Source organism: Virgibacillus sp. L01 (genome assembly GCF_052246775.1).
In the GTDB taxonomy this organism is placed as follows: Bacteria; Bacillota; Bacilli; order Bacillales; family Amphibacillaceae; genus Lentibacillus.
In genome coordinates this window covers 715,399-733,244 of sequence record NZ_JBQQCP010000001.1, presented here as the reverse complement: position 1 = coordinate 733,244, position 17,846 = coordinate 715,399, and the positions used below count along the sequence as shown (strand labels likewise).

General features: G+C 33.8%; 16 protein-coding genes. 12 read left to right on the top strand and 4 right to left on the bottom strand.

The window, feature by feature from the left end; translation table 11 throughout:
* Nucleotides 1–44 precede the first annotated feature (44 nt).
* From ACTWQM_RS03320 to ACTWQM_RS03300, 5 genes are all read left to right on the top strand, one after another.
* Nucleotides 45–1,166 (top strand): glycosyltransferase, encoded by a 1,122-nt coding sequence (locus ACTWQM_RS03320; protein WP_443256735.1) that lies wholly within the window; start codon nt 45–47, stop codon nt 1,164–1,166.
* Nucleotides 1,163–1,636 carry a PssD/Cps14F family polysaccharide biosynthesis glycosyltransferase gene (pssD, locus tag ACTWQM_RS03315; protein WP_443256734.1) on the top strand — a complete coding sequence of 158 codons (474 nt, stop codon included), beginning with the start codon at nt 1,163–1,165 and terminating at the stop codon, nt 1,634–1,636. Before ACTWQM_RS03320 ends, pssD begins: the two co-directional genes overlap by 4 nt.
* Nucleotides 1,633–2,115 (top strand): PssE/Cps14G family polysaccharide biosynthesis glycosyltransferase, encoded by a 483-nt coding sequence (gene pssE / locus ACTWQM_RS03310; RefSeq protein ID WP_443256733.1) that lies wholly within the window; start codon nt 1,633–1,635, stop codon nt 2,113–2,115. Before pssD ends, pssE begins: the two co-directional genes overlap by 4 nt.
* A 161-nt stretch (nt 2,116–2,276) precedes the next feature.
* The gene (locus ACTWQM_RS03305; protein ID WP_443256732.1) at nt 2,277–3,098 is read left to right on the top strand and encodes a sulfotransferase domain-containing protein; all 822 of its coding nucleotides are present in this window, start codon (nt 2,277–2,279) and stop codon (nt 3,096–3,098) included.
* Between the two features lie 27 nt (nt 3,099–3,125).
* The gene (locus ACTWQM_RS03300) at nt 3,126–4,004 is read left to right on the top strand and encodes a PIG-L deacetylase family protein (protein WP_443256731.1); all 879 of its coding nucleotides are present in this window, start codon (nt 3,126–3,128) and stop codon (nt 4,002–4,004) included.
* A gap of 166 nt (nt 4,005–4,170) precedes the next feature.
* On the opposite strand, the gene ACTWQM_RS03295 is transcribed toward ACTWQM_RS03300, so the two are convergent.
* From ACTWQM_RS03295 to ACTWQM_RS03280, 4 genes are all read right to left on the bottom strand, one after another.
* Complete coding sequence (locus ACTWQM_RS03295) at nt 4,171–5,211, bottom strand: LCP family protein (RefSeq protein ID WP_443256730.1); 1,041 nt, start codon at nt 5,209–5,211, stop codon at nt 4,171–4,173.
* Nucleotides 5,212–5,915: 704 nt separating this feature from the next.
* The gene (gene tagD, locus ACTWQM_RS03290; protein ID WP_443256729.1) at nt 5,916–6,305 is read right to left on the bottom strand and encodes a glycerol-3-phosphate cytidylyltransferase; all 390 of its coding nucleotides are present in this window, start codon (nt 6,303–6,305) and stop codon (nt 5,916–5,918) included.
* Nucleotides 6,306–6,796: 491 nt separating this feature from the next.
* Nucleotides 6,797–8,350, bottom strand: coding sequence for an LTA synthase family protein (locus tag ACTWQM_RS03285; protein WP_443256728.1), 1,554 nt, complete (start codon nt 8,348–8,350; stop codon nt 6,797–6,799).
* Nucleotides 8,334–8,657, bottom strand: a complete 324-nt coding sequence (locus ACTWQM_RS03280; protein WP_443256727.1) for a hypothetical protein — start codon at nt 8,655–8,657, stop codon at nt 8,334–8,336. Before ACTWQM_RS03280 ends, ACTWQM_RS03285 begins: the two co-directional genes overlap by 17 nt.
* Before the next feature lie 822 nt (nt 8,658–9,479).
* Here ACTWQM_RS03280 and ACTWQM_RS03275 point away from each other — a divergent pair.
* The 7 genes from ACTWQM_RS03275 to cysQ all read left to right on the top strand — a co-directional run bounded on the left by ACTWQM_RS03275 (nt 9,480) and on the right by cysQ (nt 17,829).
* Nucleotides 9,480–10,418: a glycosyltransferase family 2 protein gene (locus ACTWQM_RS03275; RefSeq protein WP_443256726.1), complete on the top strand. Its 939-nt coding sequence runs from the start codon at nt 9,480–9,482 to the stop codon at nt 10,416–10,418.
* A gap of 6 nt (nt 10,419–10,424) precedes the next feature.
* Entirely contained in the window at nt 10,425–10,835 is a 411-nt protein-coding gene (locus tag ACTWQM_RS03270) for a GtrA family protein (protein ID WP_443256725.1), read from the top strand.
* A 256-nt stretch (nt 10,836–11,091) separates the two neighbouring features.
* Nucleotides 11,092–12,651, top strand: a complete 1,560-nt coding sequence (locus tag ACTWQM_RS03265) for a hypothetical protein (protein ID WP_443256724.1) — start codon at nt 11,092–11,094, stop codon at nt 12,649–12,651.
* A gap of 651 nt (nt 12,652–13,302) precedes the next feature.
* Nucleotides 13,303–14,454, top strand: a complete 1,152-nt coding sequence (gene sat / locus ACTWQM_RS03260) for a sulfate adenylyltransferase (protein WP_443256723.1) — start codon at nt 13,303–13,305, stop codon at nt 14,452–14,454.
* Nucleotides 14,455–14,632: 178 nt separating this feature from the next.
* Nucleotides 14,633–16,411, top strand: a complete 1,779-nt coding sequence (locus tag ACTWQM_RS03255) for an SLC13 family permease (protein WP_443256722.1) — start codon at nt 14,633–14,635, stop codon at nt 16,409–16,411.
* Between the two features lie 12 nt (nt 16,412–16,423).
* A complete protein-coding gene (cysC, locus tag ACTWQM_RS03250; RefSeq protein ID WP_443256721.1) occupies nt 16,424–17,026 on the top strand; it encodes an adenylyl-sulfate kinase in 603 nt (200 codons plus the stop codon).
* On the top strand, nt 17,026–17,829 hold the full coding sequence (gene cysQ / locus ACTWQM_RS03245; RefSeq protein WP_443256720.1) for a 3'(2'),5'-bisphosphate nucleotidase CysQ: 804 nt from the start codon (nt 17,026–17,028) through the stop codon (nt 17,827–17,829). The genes cysC and cysQ overlap by 1 nt, the downstream gene beginning before the upstream one ends.
* Nucleotides 17,830–17,846 lie beyond the last annotated feature (17 nt).

The following is a 17,846-nucleotide window of genomic DNA, read 5'->3' as shown; positions in this document are numbered from 1 at the left end:
TTACGAAAAGTATTTATGGGCGGTTAAAAGGAGATCTAAATAGAATGAGCAAAAGTAAACAAAAACGGGTTTTTGTTATTACAAATATGTATCCGAGTCGTAAAAATAAGCAATTTGGAATATTTATAAGAAATCAGGTAGAAGCATTGAAAAATAGAGGACTTACTGTTGAAGTAGCTGCTATTAGAGAACAGCGTGCAGGTAAGTTTTTCGTTATAAAGAAATATTTCATTTGGGTAATGCATATCATTTATTCATTATTGTTTAAAGGTAAAAGTTACGATGTAATACATGCGCACTATATTTTTCCTTGTGGCTTGTGGGGAGTATGGTTCAAAAAATTATTTGGTACAAGATTGGTTGTAACTGCACACGGCGGTGATATAGATAAGATGGCTAAGAAAGGCACTCTTTTCTTTAAACAAACAAAGAAAATTTTACAACAGGCGGATCAAGTGATAGCAGTAGGGGATCACTTGAAAACTGAGATTGTTACTGACTTTGGTATACATGAAGAGAAGATTACCATTATTAATATGGGGGTGAATCGAAACGTATTTGCTCCGGTAAATAAAAATAAGGCTAAAAAGCAATTGAATCTCCCAGAGGAGCGAGTTCAGCTTTTATTTGTAGGGAATTTGATTAAGGCTAAAGGTTTATACGAGTTAATTGAAGCGTATAGTCAGCTTAAAAAAGCCTCTTATTCTATCGAGCTTCACTTAATTGGCACAGTCAAGGACCCTACCTTTATAAATCAACTAAAACAAAAAATATCGGATGAGAAAATTGAAGATGTCTTTTTTCACTCACCTAAGAATCAGCAAGATATTTCACTTTGGATGTCTGCCTCAGATGTTTTTGTTCTACCGTCTCATATGGAAGGTTTTGGACTAGTCGCCTTAGAGGCAATGTCTTGTCATACTCCTGTTGTCGGCAGTGATGTTGGTGGGTTATCTTACCTACTTAGTGATGGAACAGGAGTGCTGATTGAACCACACAACATTAACTCCTTACAAAATGGAATCGAGATGATACTTAACAGTAGTGATTTTAGAAATAGCTTAATTAGGCTGGGAGAAAAGAAGGCCAGAGAGTATGAGGAAGAAAAACAATTGGACAAACTATTGGGGATTTATGAAATGATTGGAGCGAGACAAAAGTCATGAAAAGACATAAAAGGCTTCTTTTAATCTCATCAATTGGTGGACATTTAACTCAGCTATTACAGCTAGAACCCTTATTTAAAGAATATCAATATCATTTAGTAACAGAGAAGTCGGATATAACAGCGGAATTAAAACAAAAACATCCGACTTCATATCTAGCGTATGGAGCAAGGAATTATCCTTTAAGGTATATTTTTAAGTTTACTTATAATATCATTAAATCCATATTCATTTTTCTACGTGAAAGACCTGATATTGTCATAACAACTGGCGTGCATACCGCTGTACCTATGTGTTATATAGCTAAACTCTTTAGAAAAAAAGTGATATTTATTGAAAGTTTTGCAAAGTCGTCAAGTCCTACTCTTTCAGGAAAAATGGTTTACCCAATTGCAGATTTATTTGTTGTTCAGTGGGAATCCATGAAAAAAATTTATCCAAAGGCAGTCTATGGAGGGTCGATATATTGATATTTGTAATATTAGGCACACATGAGCTTCCTTTCACAAGATTGATAAGTGAGGTAGAACGGTTAAAGAAAGAGGGGTTAATTCAAGAGAAAGTTGTCGTTCAAAGTGGTAACACTAAGTATTCAAGTCCACTTTTAACTATTAAACCCTTCATGAACTATGAAGAGATGGAAAATATATATGATGAAGCAAGATTAATAATAACACATGCCGGTACAGGTTCTGTTATTACGGGATTAAAGAAAAATAAAAAAGTCATTGCTGTTGCTCGTTTACGAAAATATGGAGAACATAATGATGACCATCAATTAGAACTTGTCAAGGTCTTTAAAGAAAAAGGTCATATCTTAGAATGGAACGAAGATGTTTTATTGGAAGAGGTTATTAGGTTAACTGATGAATTTGAACCTACGCCTTTCATATCGGGTAAAGAGAATATGATCAATATAATTGAAGAATTTATAGAAAAGAAGTGTTGATGAGTATTTTTTATAAATCAATTAAGACAGGTTCATGTAAATTTGGAACAAGTTTATAAGATCGTTATTAATCCAGTGATTAACACCTTGTTAGAACTCGCGGTTATTTTATAAGTCACTTTAAAATAATATATATTTAAGATTATTTGGAGGAAAGAAATTTGAGAAATTTTATGCGGAAAGTTTACCATCTGCCACGAAATATAAACAGGTATAAATTAAATCAAAAAAGTAGTGTTAACCTGAGTCCTATTTTTGTATTGGGTAATCAGAAAAGCGGAACTTCTGCAATTGCCTCATTATTAGCTGATTTAACAGATAAACCTGCTACTATCGACTTGGTAGGTATCTATGAACCAATTCAAACCAAACTACATCAGGGCCAACTATCGTTTAATGAGTTTGTTGAAAAAAATAAATATGATTTTTCAAAGGATATAATTAAAGAACCATCATTAACTTTTTTATACAATGAAATTAAGTCCTACTTTAATTCTCCCAAAAATGTATTCATAGTACGTAATCCATATGATAATATTAGGAGCGTCTTAAACAGAGTAGATATCCCAGGTAATGAAAATAATATTGAAGTAAATTATAAGGAGAAATGGAATTCCGCAAATGAAAACTGGAAGAAAGTAATAGATAGTCGCTGGTTAGGTGTTGAGGGTGTGAATTTCATTGAGTGGATGGCCCATAGATGGTTAAAATGCATAGAGATCTATGAACAAAATAAAGATGACTTCATTTTAATTAGATATGAGGATTTTAAAAAGGATAAAGTAAAATCAATCGAGGAATTAGCAAAACAGTTAAACCTGCCACTAGTAAATGATATCTCTGATAAGGTAGATATACAATATCAGCCAGCAGGTAATCAGAGTGTTGATAAAATTGATTTTTTTGGGGATTACAATTTAAAGAAAATTGAACAAATATGTGGCGACAAAATGCAAAAATATAACTATGAAAAATTATCTTAAAGCGAATCCCTGGATTGGAGAAAGTGTATGATAAAGAAAATAGTGATAAATGTGTTGAAGCCCATATTATACCCAATAACTTCAATTGTGTTAAACAATCATTATAAGAGTAATATTAAATTGTCTGAGGTCAGTGACGACAAAAGTGTGATAATATTAGCTCCCCATATGGACGATGAAACAATCGGGCTAGGGGGCACAATAAAAAAACATAGTAAGTCCGGGGCAAGGGTACATTGTGTATTTATTACTGATGGGTCTTCAAGTGTTAGTGAAATGGACAAGTCAAACCTTTCCAATATACGTAAACAGGAAATGGAACAAGTTAAATCAATTTTAGGTATCAACCAAATTCATTACATGGATCTTCAAGATGGACATGCAAAGAGTGATGAATATTCTCAGCAGCTACTAAAGGATATTATATTAGAGGTAAGACCTGATGTAATTTATTCCACTCCATTTGTGGACGCTCATAAAGACCATATGGCAACAGGTAAAATTTTGTCGGATACTTTGAAGACTCTGGATATGGATTTTACAATTCGATTGTACGAGGTTAATTGCCCTGTTCCCAAGGAGAATATAAATTTTGCCGTTGATATAACAGACGAGTATGATGATAAAATTCGTGCGATTCAAGCGTTTAAATCACAGGTTATTGCTTTTGATGGTTTTATATATTTAAATAAAGTAAAGAAAAACTTAGTACAAAATAATCAAGTCGAAGCAGTAGAGAATTTTCTTGAGATAGATTCTTCAAGATATGTTGAAAAGTATGATGCTATTTGGCCATTACAGAACAATTTTCACACGTCATTCAAACAAGTTAACCGAAAAGTTACTTTACTATGGGCGATATTTAAAAATATTAAGTTTAAAAAGAAAATTTATAATGATTTTTAAAGTTAGTTCCTAAAGTAAAGGTTGGAAAAAAGGCAATAGATGTTGAATTTGTTATTTGTGAATCATCTAGAACCTGCTTACCCGTTGAATAGAATGTCTGATGAGTAGCTTTTTCTCAATAATAAGAGCTTTCCCCTAATGAGGGGAAAGCTCTTATTTAATATTATCAAGAATTAGATTGGTATCCGGAAGTAGTTGTTGTCTCACCTGTGTCAGAAGCAGTTGTTGTGCTATCAATTTCAAGATGGTGTTTGAACATTTCTTTTGTTTCATTAAGTGCAATATCATCCAGTTTCCAGTAGTACGTATCATCTGGCTGATAGTCACTACCTTCTAACGTATATGTCTCAAAACTGAGACTTCCGCTACCTGTTCCGTATGAAATGAAGCTTTTCATATCATCGAATTTCATGTTTGTAGCCATGTTCTTTCCGACAGCTTCAATAATGTTATCGTACTTCAAAATAGAATCTATTGAGATTGCCTTTTTAATTACGGATTTAATAATTTTCTGTTGACGTTTACCACGTTCAATGTCATTATCGTATTTTCTAGTTCGTGCTAGAGCAAGTGCTTCTTCACCGTTTAGATCCTGCTCACCCGGCATTAAGTGTACTGCGCCCTTAACGTCATTTGAATTCTGTTCATATAATTCATAAGGGACATCAACTGTTATTCCATTAACCGCATTTACTACATCAATAAATGCTTCAAAATTAAGTTTAACATAATAATCGACTGGAATATCCATTAGATTTTCAACTGTTTTCACTGTTGCATCTATACCGCCATAAGCATGTGCATGGTTAATTTTTGTTTCATAGCCAACTTCAGGTATATACACATAAGAATCACGTGGAATGCTTAGCATTTTGACGCTTTTCTCTTCCTTGTTCAATGTAGCAAGCATTAGCGTGTCGGTTCTAGAATGATCTTCATTGTTTCGGACATCACTAGCATCAACACCAGCAATCAGAATGGAAACATTGTCCTTGCTTGGATCCACTTTTTCTTCACGCAGATCAGATTTTTCTCTGCCATCATCCTGGTAGGAATCAGATAATACAGTATCTGCTTTCACGTATAAATATGCTGCATAAGACAAACCGATAAATGCGATAACAGCTGGAACTAATATAAAAATTGCTCTTTTCCGAAGTTTACGTTTTTTGCTTTTTCTTAATTTTTTTCTTGTGTTTTCAGACATAAAAGAATCTCCTCTAGTTTAGTATCTATTTAAAAGTATATGCTTATTAGGAAAAAAATTTAATATTACATAATCAAAGTTTTAGTATATTTAAATAAACGTAATCAAAAACTAATCTTCATTTTACTATGAAATAAGTGTTTGGTAAACTAATTTTTTATTACAATCCTGTAATAAATATTGCATATTTTTAAATGGCTACATAATTAGACGAAATAGAAGACCAAAATGATTCACTTCTTACTTAACAAAGCAAAAAAGTTTAATATATGCCGGTCTCATACGTAAGCTGAGACCGAAAAGTTCGAGGTGTTTTACGCAAAAATCACAAGGGAGAAGTGATATCTGCTGGAAGTTCACTTAAGTTCAACCAAGTGGGAGGAGGAAAGTAAGTCGTTATAAACGGTTCTTCTATAATGTAATTACCTTAGAGATGTATGGTTTATTGTAAGGAAATATCCTTTTTTGCAAAATACAATTTCCATTTACTTTAAATTGATGTTCATTCACATCAGCTAGTGAACTGCAGTAAGGTCCACTCAAGCACCTCAATAGTTAGCTCAGAAGGATAAGTGCGAGAAAGTGTAAGTGGTAGAATATGGAAATTGGTCCATTCAAAAAAAGAAAAGGTCAATATGTTTTAAATGAGATCATTTAAAAGAGGGTTCACAAACGACAAAAGTAGGAATAACGAAAGTGATTTATCATGTTTTTGATATTCTCTTTTTTACACATGAAGTGGATATACCGGTAGTTCTAGGTAAATAAACAACTTCACAAGTTTCCTTTAGAAAGTCAAAGCTACCTTTCCAGTCATCTCCCATTACAAATAGATCTACATCATATGTTCTAATATCACGCGTTTTTTGTTTCCAATTGCTTTCTGCGATTACCAAATCTACATACTGGATTGATTCTAATATTATTTTGCGGTCTTCAAAAGTATAATAAGCTGTTTTGTTTTTATTTTTATTAAAATTATCTGTGGATAAACCAACGATTAAATAATCTCCTAATTCTTTTGCACGGCGCAACAAGTTAACATGTCCTACGTGGATTAAGTCAAATGTTCCATAGGTGATTACTTTTTTCATGATACAATCCTCCTATTTACGCTGTTATTTTACACTTATTCTAACACTGTCCATGTTAGGGGTAAATTATAGGAAAGTTATACGATAACATCCCTTATCGTATGTAATACATCCATATGAAATAAAGTTTGATACTTTTAGCAACAACGAATCAGCTTCAAAATGCCACTTTTACTGGAACTGGGTTTGACATATGAATCCTCATACTGAACGTATGTCTAGATGCGTTTGTTATAGGGGCTGAATTGTTATAACTGGTGATAGCTGTTATATATATAAATAGAGGTGTTAATCATAATGTGATTCACACCTCTACTTTGTGTTATTTAAGTCTTAACTTTACCACATATTTACGTTATGGAAAATACGGCATAAACATCAAAAAATATAATTGAACTAAAAAGGCGCAACGAAAGGAGCAAAGTTCTAACTAATTTTATATGAGTATCTATTTGGCGACATCTTCTTTGGATGACAAGTAATTAAAATCTTTATTTATCCTCGTTTGCTTCTTTCAATAGTTCTATATAATCACCTTGTAAAATTTCTGTATTATAAAAGTTGGAATTTTTCTCTAATTCGTTGGATACATACTTTAAACCAAATTTCTCTTCCAGTGTTTTTCTATCTGAGAAGAGGTTTGTTCCTAATCCTAAGCGATTTCCTTCAATATCAGCACCAATGCTTGCTAGAATTGTCGGGTAAAAGTCTAAAGGTGAGAATGTGCGATTTTTTGTATTGACTGGCTCTGCTGCAGAATTTATAAAAGCGTTATAAATAGTACGTTCATAACCGTCATATGTGTGTGAAGGGAAAAAACCTCCACCTTGCATGCTAAGATGATCGCCAATGATAACAAGAGTTGTACTCTTATAAAAATCCTGTTGCTTTAACCATTTTACAAATTCAGCTACTTGTTTAGATGAATAGGCATATACATTTTCATACTGGCTATCAAATTTTTGTTTCGCTTCTTTCTCGAGATATCCATCAACAAAATGTGTATTAGCTGTTAAAAAGGTGAAGCTGAAGGGCTCTTCTTTACCAGCTAAAGAAGTAATTTCCTCTTTTGCCCACTTAAATAAATGTGAATCATCAAACCCCCACCAAACTTTATCCTCTTTTCTCATTTTCCCCTCTTTAATAGCGGTATTGACATCAAATATTTTATAATCTCCATGTCTTTTATAAAAATTTTTACGACCTCCAAAATCCGCATCTGAACCGAACATGGCTGATAAATTATAGTCTTCCTCACGTAATACATCACCTAACGAATAAGCACCTGCCATGAAGTCTTCAGATGAGGTGTATTGATTACCGCTAACCGGAACCTTTAATGGCAAACCTGATGTAGTTGAAACAAGACCTGCAGCAGTCCAATCTGTACCTGGAACAGGGAAGGCGCCACCTATATTGTTAGTATTAGAAAAATTGATATTATTTTTTGCCAAACTTGTTAATTCCGGGATAACATTATAATCCCAGCCGCCTCCGCTTTCCTTATTTATCAATGAGTTTTCCATTGATTCTAAATATAAAACAATCAAATTCCTTTTTTCTTTTGGAAAATCGATTGAAACATTCGTACCACTTACATAATTATCTTCTATAAAAGGAGAGTAATTCGTTAACCGATCAATATAACTATCTACTCCAAGCATTTTATAACTGAAAAATAAAGATAGAATTAAAATTACAAAAGCGTAAATTAACTTTAATCTTTTTAAAGGGAAAATATTAAATTTGAATTTTTTCTTTCTTATATTTGCTTCGAGTATATGTTCCCTTTTGCTAAGACGGACAATTGGGATTAGTATAATGATTAAGGTGATCAAGAATGGAAGTAGACCTTGTTTAATAGCAGTAATAATTACATCGCCTGAAGTACCGCCTACCCCATTGGTCAGATAGAATAGCATTTCATCTATGTTTTGATCAGGGAAGTCATCACGAATATACTTTGAGATATTAAATATAAGTGCAGACAAAATTAATAGTAAAACGGTTATAAAAGTTACCAATACATTAATCATTTTTTTCATTTGCTGACTCAACTTTCAAATTAATATTGATATTTAGTTCTATAAATCTGTATATGATTGCGACTAATACCGCAATAACAATAGCCAAAATACTGTATTTTATCGTAAATGTGATCGTGAATAATAGAGACGTAGTGTTTAGTATAATAGTTAGTATTCCATAACATATAACATTTGTAATAAACATAAATAAAGCGAAGGTGCTAATCGCTTCGAACCATGTTATTTTTCTTTTTATCATTTTTGAATAAAAAAATAACGCAACAATGGAAGGCATAACTAACGCCATAACTTCATTAAATGTCATTATATCACCTCATAAAAATTTCCCGAAAAACTAATGATATGACTTTTTAGTTTTTCAATCCATATATTATCACATATTATTAGCCAAAAAGAAAGATAAGATTTTCAGGGATAAACATAACAAAGGGGGGTTAATAAAACGGTAGTAGTAGGTCTTTTAGAAATGGCAAATTCGATTTATATTAAGGAATGAATTCCCCATTAAATAGTGAGTTTGGAAAATACCTCCTAAGTATTTTACTTCCGTGAGGGATAGCTGAATAAGTCCTTTTTCTACCTTTTATATAGTAATTATCGGGACATACTATTTATCAGTTAATCTAAACTACACCTAATCATCTATTAACAAATGAAATCCATAAGGATAGCCTCTGTGGTTAAAGGGATTTAAAATGTAAAAAAGGAAGTACTCCCAAGGCCTTTTATAAAAGAATATCCGGCAAATAACCTAAAAGACTGGAGGAGTATTCCATATACCCTTTATAAGATATGGAACCATTTTCTGAGAGAGGAAAGGGTGTCTTTAGGTTTGAGTATAATGAAGAATGGCCACAAATTAATCTATTCTAAAGTCTCTCTTTTCATCAGTCAGACTATATGACGACAAGTTAAGTGCTTTTTTATCAAAGGGAACTGATGAACGTTTTCCACCCTTTGTATTTTTAAAGAGAGTAATTGTGAAAATAGAATTCACTATCAAGAGAATAGGAAATATGTTATAATTTTTTGATGGATTTAGCAATTTTAATAGTTACTTACTATAGTTTATCTTCACTTTTTGAAAAAAATAGAACATTAATCAATGTTACTGAGGAGGCCAAAAATGCGAAAGTTAATTACCATTATGGTACCAGCCTATAACGAAGAGAAAGTTATAGAAGAATTCTACAGTAGAATAAAAGATGTAACAAAAAATATTACTAGCTATAATTTTGAAATTTTATTTGTTAATGATGGAAGTAGTGATCAGACTCTAACAATCATTAAAAAATTACGGGATATTGACCAAAGGATTTCTTATGTGGACTTATCAAGAAATTTTGGTAAAGAAGTTGCCATGTTAGCAGGATTTGATTATTCTAAAGGTGATGCAGTTGTAATCATAGATGCTGATTTACAAGATCCACCTGAATTAATTTCCGAAATGATTTATTACTGGGAACAAGGGTACAATGATGTATATGCTAAACGGAGTGATCGACAAGGGGAAACATGGCTGAAAAAGTGGAGCTCTAAAACATTTTATAAAGTTCTGAAGAAGACAACATCCATTCCTATTCAAGAGGACACTGGAGATTTTCGTTTGCTTGACCGACGTTGCGTCAATGCACTACGACAATTAAGGGAAACACAAAGATATACTAAGGGACTATTTAGTTGGTTAGGGTTTAAGAAAAAAGAAATATCATTTAGCAGGGATCCTCGTGCTGCAGGAGAAACAAAATGGAACTATACCAAATTAATTAATTTAGCGATAGAGGGAGTTACTTCCTTCACCACATATCCCCTAAAGATTTCCTCATATTTTGGGGTTTTAATTTCCATGGGGGCTTTTATCTATATGTTTATTGTTATTTTCAAGACATTAGTGTTTGGTGAATCAGTCTCTGGTTATCCTTCTTTAATGAGTGTTATTCTATTCTTGGGCGGAATTCAACTGCTCTCTCTTGGGGTTATAGGAGAGTACCTAGGGCGTATTTTCAATGAATCCAAAAAGAGACCGGTGTATCTGGTTCAAGAATATAATGAAAAAAGGATTTAGTTATACATGAAAATGAGTAAAGAAATAACTAATTATATTATCTTTGGAGTATTGACTACTTTGATAAATATACTAGTTTATGTTTTTTTGACCAAGTTTTTTTCATTTAGTTACCAGACCGCAACAGTCATTGCTTGGATTGTAGCAGTCTTATTTGCATATTACACCAACAAAAAGTATGTTTTCAATACTATCTATGCTTCTCTTTTTCAAACTATCAAAAGTTTTTGCCTATTTGTATATTACCGAATTCTTTCCCTTTTAGTTGATCTACTGGTTATGTATATAATAATTGAATTTTTATATTTAGATGACTTGGTAACAAAAGTAATAGCTAATGTAGTTGTTGTTATATTCAACTATATAACAAGTAAATTATTTATATTTTCGAAAACAGAATTGGATAAGGATACTTAATTTAATTCAGATATCAACTTTATACAATTTCATTAAGATCTAGTTAATACTATTTAAAATAGACGCTGTTGAGACGTTTGGGGATTGAAGATGGACAATCATAATATTTTAAAATAGTGAAAAATAAAAAGGAATAGCTGCATTACAGACTAATTCCTATTGTCATAGATATTTTGAATGTAAGCATCGTATAAGACGAAGCATATTTATGGATTGCAAAATTTATCCTACAGAAAAGAAACGGAGTTTTATTAAAATGGGAAATAGTACTAAATTTATTAAAGGCAATATTTTGATTATTTCTATTGTCCTACTTTCAACGATACTTATCTTATTTTTTTCCACTCAAAAAGTAAACTACCATATCGATGAACTTTTAACCTACAGTCTTTCCAACAGTACAAGTTATATAGACCTTAGTCCAGGTGAGAAGTATGAATCCTATGGGCAATTTCAGGAAAGGTTTCTAACCACAACAGATAAAACTAATTTTGATTATAAAAATGTATGGAGAAATCAGGCTAATGATGTACATCCTCCTTTTTATTATGTAATAATTCATACTATAAGTTCCTTTATTCCGGATGTATTCAGTAAATATATTGGAATAGCCGTAAATATTTTTTTTAATGCTCTCATAATCTTTCTGTTATATAAATTCTCACTTCTAATAACGAATAATAAAAATATTGCATATATAACCAGTTTGTTTTGGGCAATTAACCCAGGGGTTATATCGGACATGATGTTTATTAGAATGTATGTAATGACGATGTTCTTCTGCTTATTGATATCTTACATTCACATAAAGCATATTAATAAAGTAACCACTGTAAACTACACGTTTTATTTATCTTTGTTTTTAGTCTCTGTAGCTGGTGCTTTAACGCACTATTACTTTTTAGTTTTTACTTTTTTCATTTGTGCTTTATTTGTTTTTCTTTTAGCGTATCGGAAGAGATTTAAAGAATTATTTATATATATAGGGACCTATATATTAACAATTACTTCGGTCGTGGTTATTTTCCCAAGTGTTTATAATCATATATTTGATGGAGGAAGTCGTGGAGAAGAATCAATAGAAAACTTCACGAATGCAGATGGTTACCTTCAATCCGCTAAAGGGTTTTGGAAAATAATAAGTAACAATTTGTTTGGAGGCTATTTATTATTTTTCGTTACTGTTATTACTATCACTTGTATAACCTTATGGCTTCGTAGAAAGAGAAATTCTAAGGCTATTTTAGAACATCAATCTATATTTGAAATTTTATTTATGTTGATAGCTTGTACTTTATATTTCTTACTTATTTCCAATATTGCTGTTTACCAATCAGAAAGATATTTACAGCCAATTTTTCCTGTATTAATACTTGCTTTTGTGCCATTATTATTTCAGGTAGTTAAACTTTTTTTCTCTAAGAATATATCTATGTTGATTGTTTGCACGTTGCTAATTATAATATGTATAAATGGATATACCAAGACAACCTCATTTGAATATTTGAAATTGGACAGTGAGGAATCAATAAAAATTGCCGAGCAATATAGTGATAAAAACAGTATTTTTATATATGATAAAGTATGGAAAATACCTACTAATTATGTTGAATTATCTCATTATAATAGTGTAACTTTTTATAATATAAAAGATCTTGATTCTATATACCAAAATACCAATTATGAAGAATTTGTTGTATATATTCACTCTAATGATGAATCAATCATAAAGTCTATTGTTGAGAAGTTACCCAAAATAGAACAATATAAAAAGCTGAATAATTATGGATACAGCCATGTCTATTATTTAGAGTGAATGATTTTATTAGTATTTGTCCTCCTTTAAGTGAACAGCACATTTATGTTCTTAATAATTTACTTAAAGAATATTACCAACGAAAATATTCACCAGGTAATTAATTTAGTTGCTTGTTGATACTTTCTCAAATCGCATATCGATAATAATTACACTCAATTATAATCAGTACTTAGGTGCTGCTGAATAACCAAAAATATCAATTGTCACAAGGAATTAGGAAAAACGGTAGAAGTACACAAAAACCTTGCATCTGGAGTACGAAAATCATGTACAATCATTCGGAACCTCAATTTCTATTACCCTTTATGAAGGGGTGTGTATTAGATCTCATAAGTCAATGTTCCGTAAAGATTTACTTGTTCCATAGTTCCTCCGTTAAAAATTGTATAATTTTTTGTATTCTAACACTCAACATTTAACTACATCACTTCTCTAAGACTTTATTGCCAAGTCTTTAATTTCTGTATTTTTGATGCTATAGAGGTGGATAAACATCGGTATAAGTTAATCTATAGTATCGATAAGACTTATTCATCAAAGTTTTTCAAAGCTACAAGTTTTTATGTTAAAATATATAAGTGCGTTTTATTATATTTACATTTGCTAAAAGACATTATCTAAACAATAAATACATATGGAGGTCAGAAAATGTCGAATCAACCACACGGCGGTTCTTTGGTAAACCGTGAACTATCGGAACAAGAAAAAGCAGAAGCATTATCAAAAGCTGAATCACTTAAGGCAATTCATGCTAACCCTTGGGTCGTTTCAGATATTGAATTGATCGGTATCGGCGGTTTCAGTCCTTTAACTGGTTTTATGGGACAAGCTGATTACGAAGGTGTTATTAATAACAACCATTTAGCTGATGGTACTGTATGGACAGTACCCATTACACTGTCTGTTACAGAGGATGAAGCTGAACAGTATAAAATCGGTGAGGAAATCGCACTTAAAGGTGAAGACGGAATCATTTATGGAACGATCAAGCTGGAAGAGAAATATACTTATGATCAGAAGCTTGAGGCACAGAATGTTTATGGGACTACAGAAGAGGCACATCCAGGTGTTAAAAAACTTTATGAGCGTGGAGATGTATACTTAGGTGGACCAATTACATTATTGAACCGTCCTGATCATGGCGTTTTTAACGAATTCTATATGGATCCAAATCAGACACGTCAAATGTTTGCTGATTTAGGCTGGAAAACGATCGTTGGATTCCAAACACGGAACCCAGTTCACCGTGCACATGAGTACATTCAAAAGTGTGCATTGGAAGCTGTTGATGGATTACTTTTAAATCCATTAGTAGGGGAAACAAAGTCAGATGACATTCCTGCAGATATCCGTATGGAAAGTTATCAGGCGATTCTTAAACACTATTACCCTGCGGAGCGTACGCGTCTAGCAATTTATCCTGCAGCAATGCGTTATGCTGGTCCGAAAGAATCTGTATTGCATGCGATTGTCCGTAAAAACTTTGGCTGCACACACTTCATTGTCGGTCGTGACCATGCCGGTGTCGGTGATTATTATGGAACGTATGAAGCACAGGAATTTATTTCCCAGTTTGAAGAAGAGCTTGGAATTCAAGTGTTTAAATTTGAACATGCATTTTACTGCACCGAATGTGGCAACATGGGAACTGCTAAGACATGTCCGCATGGTAAAGAGCATCATGTACATTTAAGTGGAACAAAAGTACGCGAAAAATTACGTAATGGAGAACGTCCTCCAAAGGAATTTTCACGTCCGGAAGTTGCTGACATTTTGATTAAAGGGATGCAACAAAACTAAAAAGGGGTTGTTCAAAAAGTCCGGTAAAAATGACACGTCGAATTTCGTTGTTAGCTTGCTTTTCCGTTGCTCATGTATTAAAAACATACATTCCGCTACTCAAAGCTACGCTGCCTAGAACTTCTCGGTCATTTTCACCCTCCTTTTTGAACACGCACTAAAAAGGGGACTTGCTCCCATGTCTTTTGAAATGACATTTGTTTTGATTATGATAATAGCCATGCTGGCCGGGTTACTTCTTGAAGTAGCTCGGCCTGACATGGTTGTTTTTTCAATACTGGTTATACTGTTAATTAGTGGAATACTTACCCCGGATCAAGCATTAAGTGGCTTTTCCAATGAAGGGATGCTAACCATAGCACTCTTATTTATTGTTGCCGGTGCTGTTCAAAAAAGTGGATTAATTGATCGGATGATGGAAGGCTGGCTAAAGAACAGCAAGACCCAGACAGGTTCTATGCTGCGATTCTTCCTTCCGACATCATTCTTTTCAGCCTTTTTGAACAATACACCGATTGTCGTTACATTTACGCCAATCATTAAAAAGTGGTGTGAGGATCGCGGGATTGCTCCATCCAAGTTTCTGATTCCGTTATCGTATGTCACTATTTTAGGTGGAACGATTACATTAATCGGAACCTCTACTAATCTAGTAGTTCATGGAATGCTGGTTGATTACGGCTTTAATGGATTTTCGTTATTCAGTCTAGCAGTAGTCGGTATTCCAATTTCGATTGTTGGCCTTATTTATTTATTTACAGTTGGTCATCGATTACTCCCGGATAATAAAGGATTCAGCCAGCAGGTAAAGGAAGATTCCAAAGAATATATCGCTGAAATGCATGTAACGGAAACCTTCCAACATGTAGGCAAAAGCGTTAAGGATGCGGGACTCCGTGACTTGAAAGGTCTTTACTTGGTGGAGATAATTCGCCAAAAGGAGCATATTTCACCGGTTAAGTCGACTACCATCATTAAGGAAGGCGACCGGCTAATTTTTACTGGCCTGATAACGACAATTGCTGAGCTGGAGAAAATTAAAGGCCTGACACTTGAAACTGGGACAAACATTGGATTAAATGACCTGAAAAATGGTACGTCCAATTTGATTGAGGTTGTTGTATCACACCAATCCTCTTTAACATCAAGATCTATAAAAGAAGCCCAGTTCCGTTCGAAATATGATGCTGGTGTTATAGCGGTCCATCGTAATAATGAACGGATTAAAAGTAAGGTTGGGGAAATTGTCTTGCGTCCTGGTGACACACTGTTGCTGCTTGCTGGTACTGATTTTCTAGAAAAACATTACCAATCCAATGATTTTTATGTCGTATCGTCACTCGATACACCCAATACGTTGAAGCAAAACCCGGCAAAAGGCTGGTTTTCCATCGCATTATTAGTTGTGATGATTGGATTAGTCACTGCTGGTGTATTTACGATGTTTAAAGCAATGGCATTAGCTGTGCTTATACTTTTGGGTACAAAGATTCTTACTCCAGGAGAGGCGAAACAATATGTTCAGTTTGACGTACTGTTATTAATAGCAAGTGCACTTGGAATTGGAGCCGCAATGACAGAAACGGGACTTGCTGAGTGGCTGGCGGATGGACTTGTCAGCTTCGGGGAACCATTAGGGCTGTTAGCTATTTTATTTATGGTATACTTTTTGACAAACCTGTTTACGGAGTTAATTACGAATACCGCAGCAGCTGTATTGATGATTCCGATTGTGATTGAACTTGCCCCACAGCTAAATGTGGAGCCAATGGGATTCGCAGTAACGGTTGCAATCGCTGCCTCAGCAAGTTTTATTACGCCAATCGGTTATCAGACCAATCTTATTGTGTTTGGTCCCGGTGGATATACGTTTAAGGATTATATGAAAGTTGGAACACCTCTCAGTATTTTAGTAATGATCACATCTGTCACAATAATATATAATGTATGGTTTTAGGAGGAAAAAAACATGGCAAAATCTGAAAACATCGTATGGCATGATTCGAAGGTAACAAAGTCCGCTAGACGGGAATTGAACAATCACAAAAGCGCAGTAATCTGGTTTACTGGTCTTTCAGGTTCAGGTAAATCAACCGTATCTGTTGAAGTGGAAAAAGAACTTTATTCTCAAGGGGTGCGTACCTATCGCTTAGATGGTGACAACGTTCGTCATGGCCTAAATAAAAACTTAGGATTTAGTCCAGAAGACCGCAAAGAAAATATTCGCCGTATAGGGGAAGTTTCTAAATTGATGGTCGATGCTGGATTATTTACCTTATCAGCGTTTATTTCACCATATCGAGAAGATCGCGATGAAGTGCGTGAGCTTGTGGAAGATGGCGAATTTATTGAAGTATTTGTAGATGCTAGTGTCGAAACATGTGAATCGCGTGATCCAAAAGGCTTGTACAAAAAAGCACGTGCTGGAGAGATTAAAGGATTCACTGGAATTGATGCTCCGTATGAAGAGCCTAAGAATCCAGAAGTAACAATTGATACGGACAAATTAACTCTTGAGGAATCTGTACAAAAAATTGTAGCTTATTTGAAAGAGAAAGGATACTTGGAATAATGGCAGATGTTAGTTTAACAAAGTTGCTTGAAATTTCCTTGGTAGCAGGTCGCGAGATTTTAGATGTTTATGAAAAAGATATAGAAGTTGAAACGAAGGAAGACGACTCACCATTAACACAAGCTGATCAACGTTCACATCAGGCGATTATGAATGGCCTGCGAGCTGCATATTCGGATATTCCTGTGCTAAGTGAAGAAGGTACAGATATTCCCTATGAGGAACGAAAAGATTGGACTCAGTTTTTCCTAGTGGATCCCCTTGATGGAACAAAAGAGTTCATTAAGAAAAATGGCGAATTCACGGTGAATATTGCACTGATCGAGGGAAAATACCCGACTATGGGAGCAATTTATGCACCTGTCCTGGATACATTTTACTATGGTCAGAAAGGTGTGGGTGCTTTTAAATTGGAAGGTGCATCCCAAAAGGATATAACAGATGATGAAGCATTAGTTTTTGAAAGTATTAGTCTTCCGGAAGTTGATGATGCTGATGTAGTTAATGTAGTGGCAAGCCGCTCCCATATGTCTGCAGAAACGGAAGAATTTATTGAAGGGTTACGCGACAATCGTGAAGTGGATGTAGTCTCGGCTGGAAGTTCGCTTAAATTCTGCTTAGTGGCAGAAGGTAAAGCAGATTACTACCCACGCTATGCACCGACAATGGAATGGGATACAGGAGCTGGACAAGCTATTGTTGAAGCATCTGGTGGTAAAGTGACTAGACACGAGGATAATGAACGTTTTTACTACAATCGTGAGAATCTGAAAAACGGATGGTTTTTGGTGAAAGGTAAATAAGGATCGTTTTTTTGGCA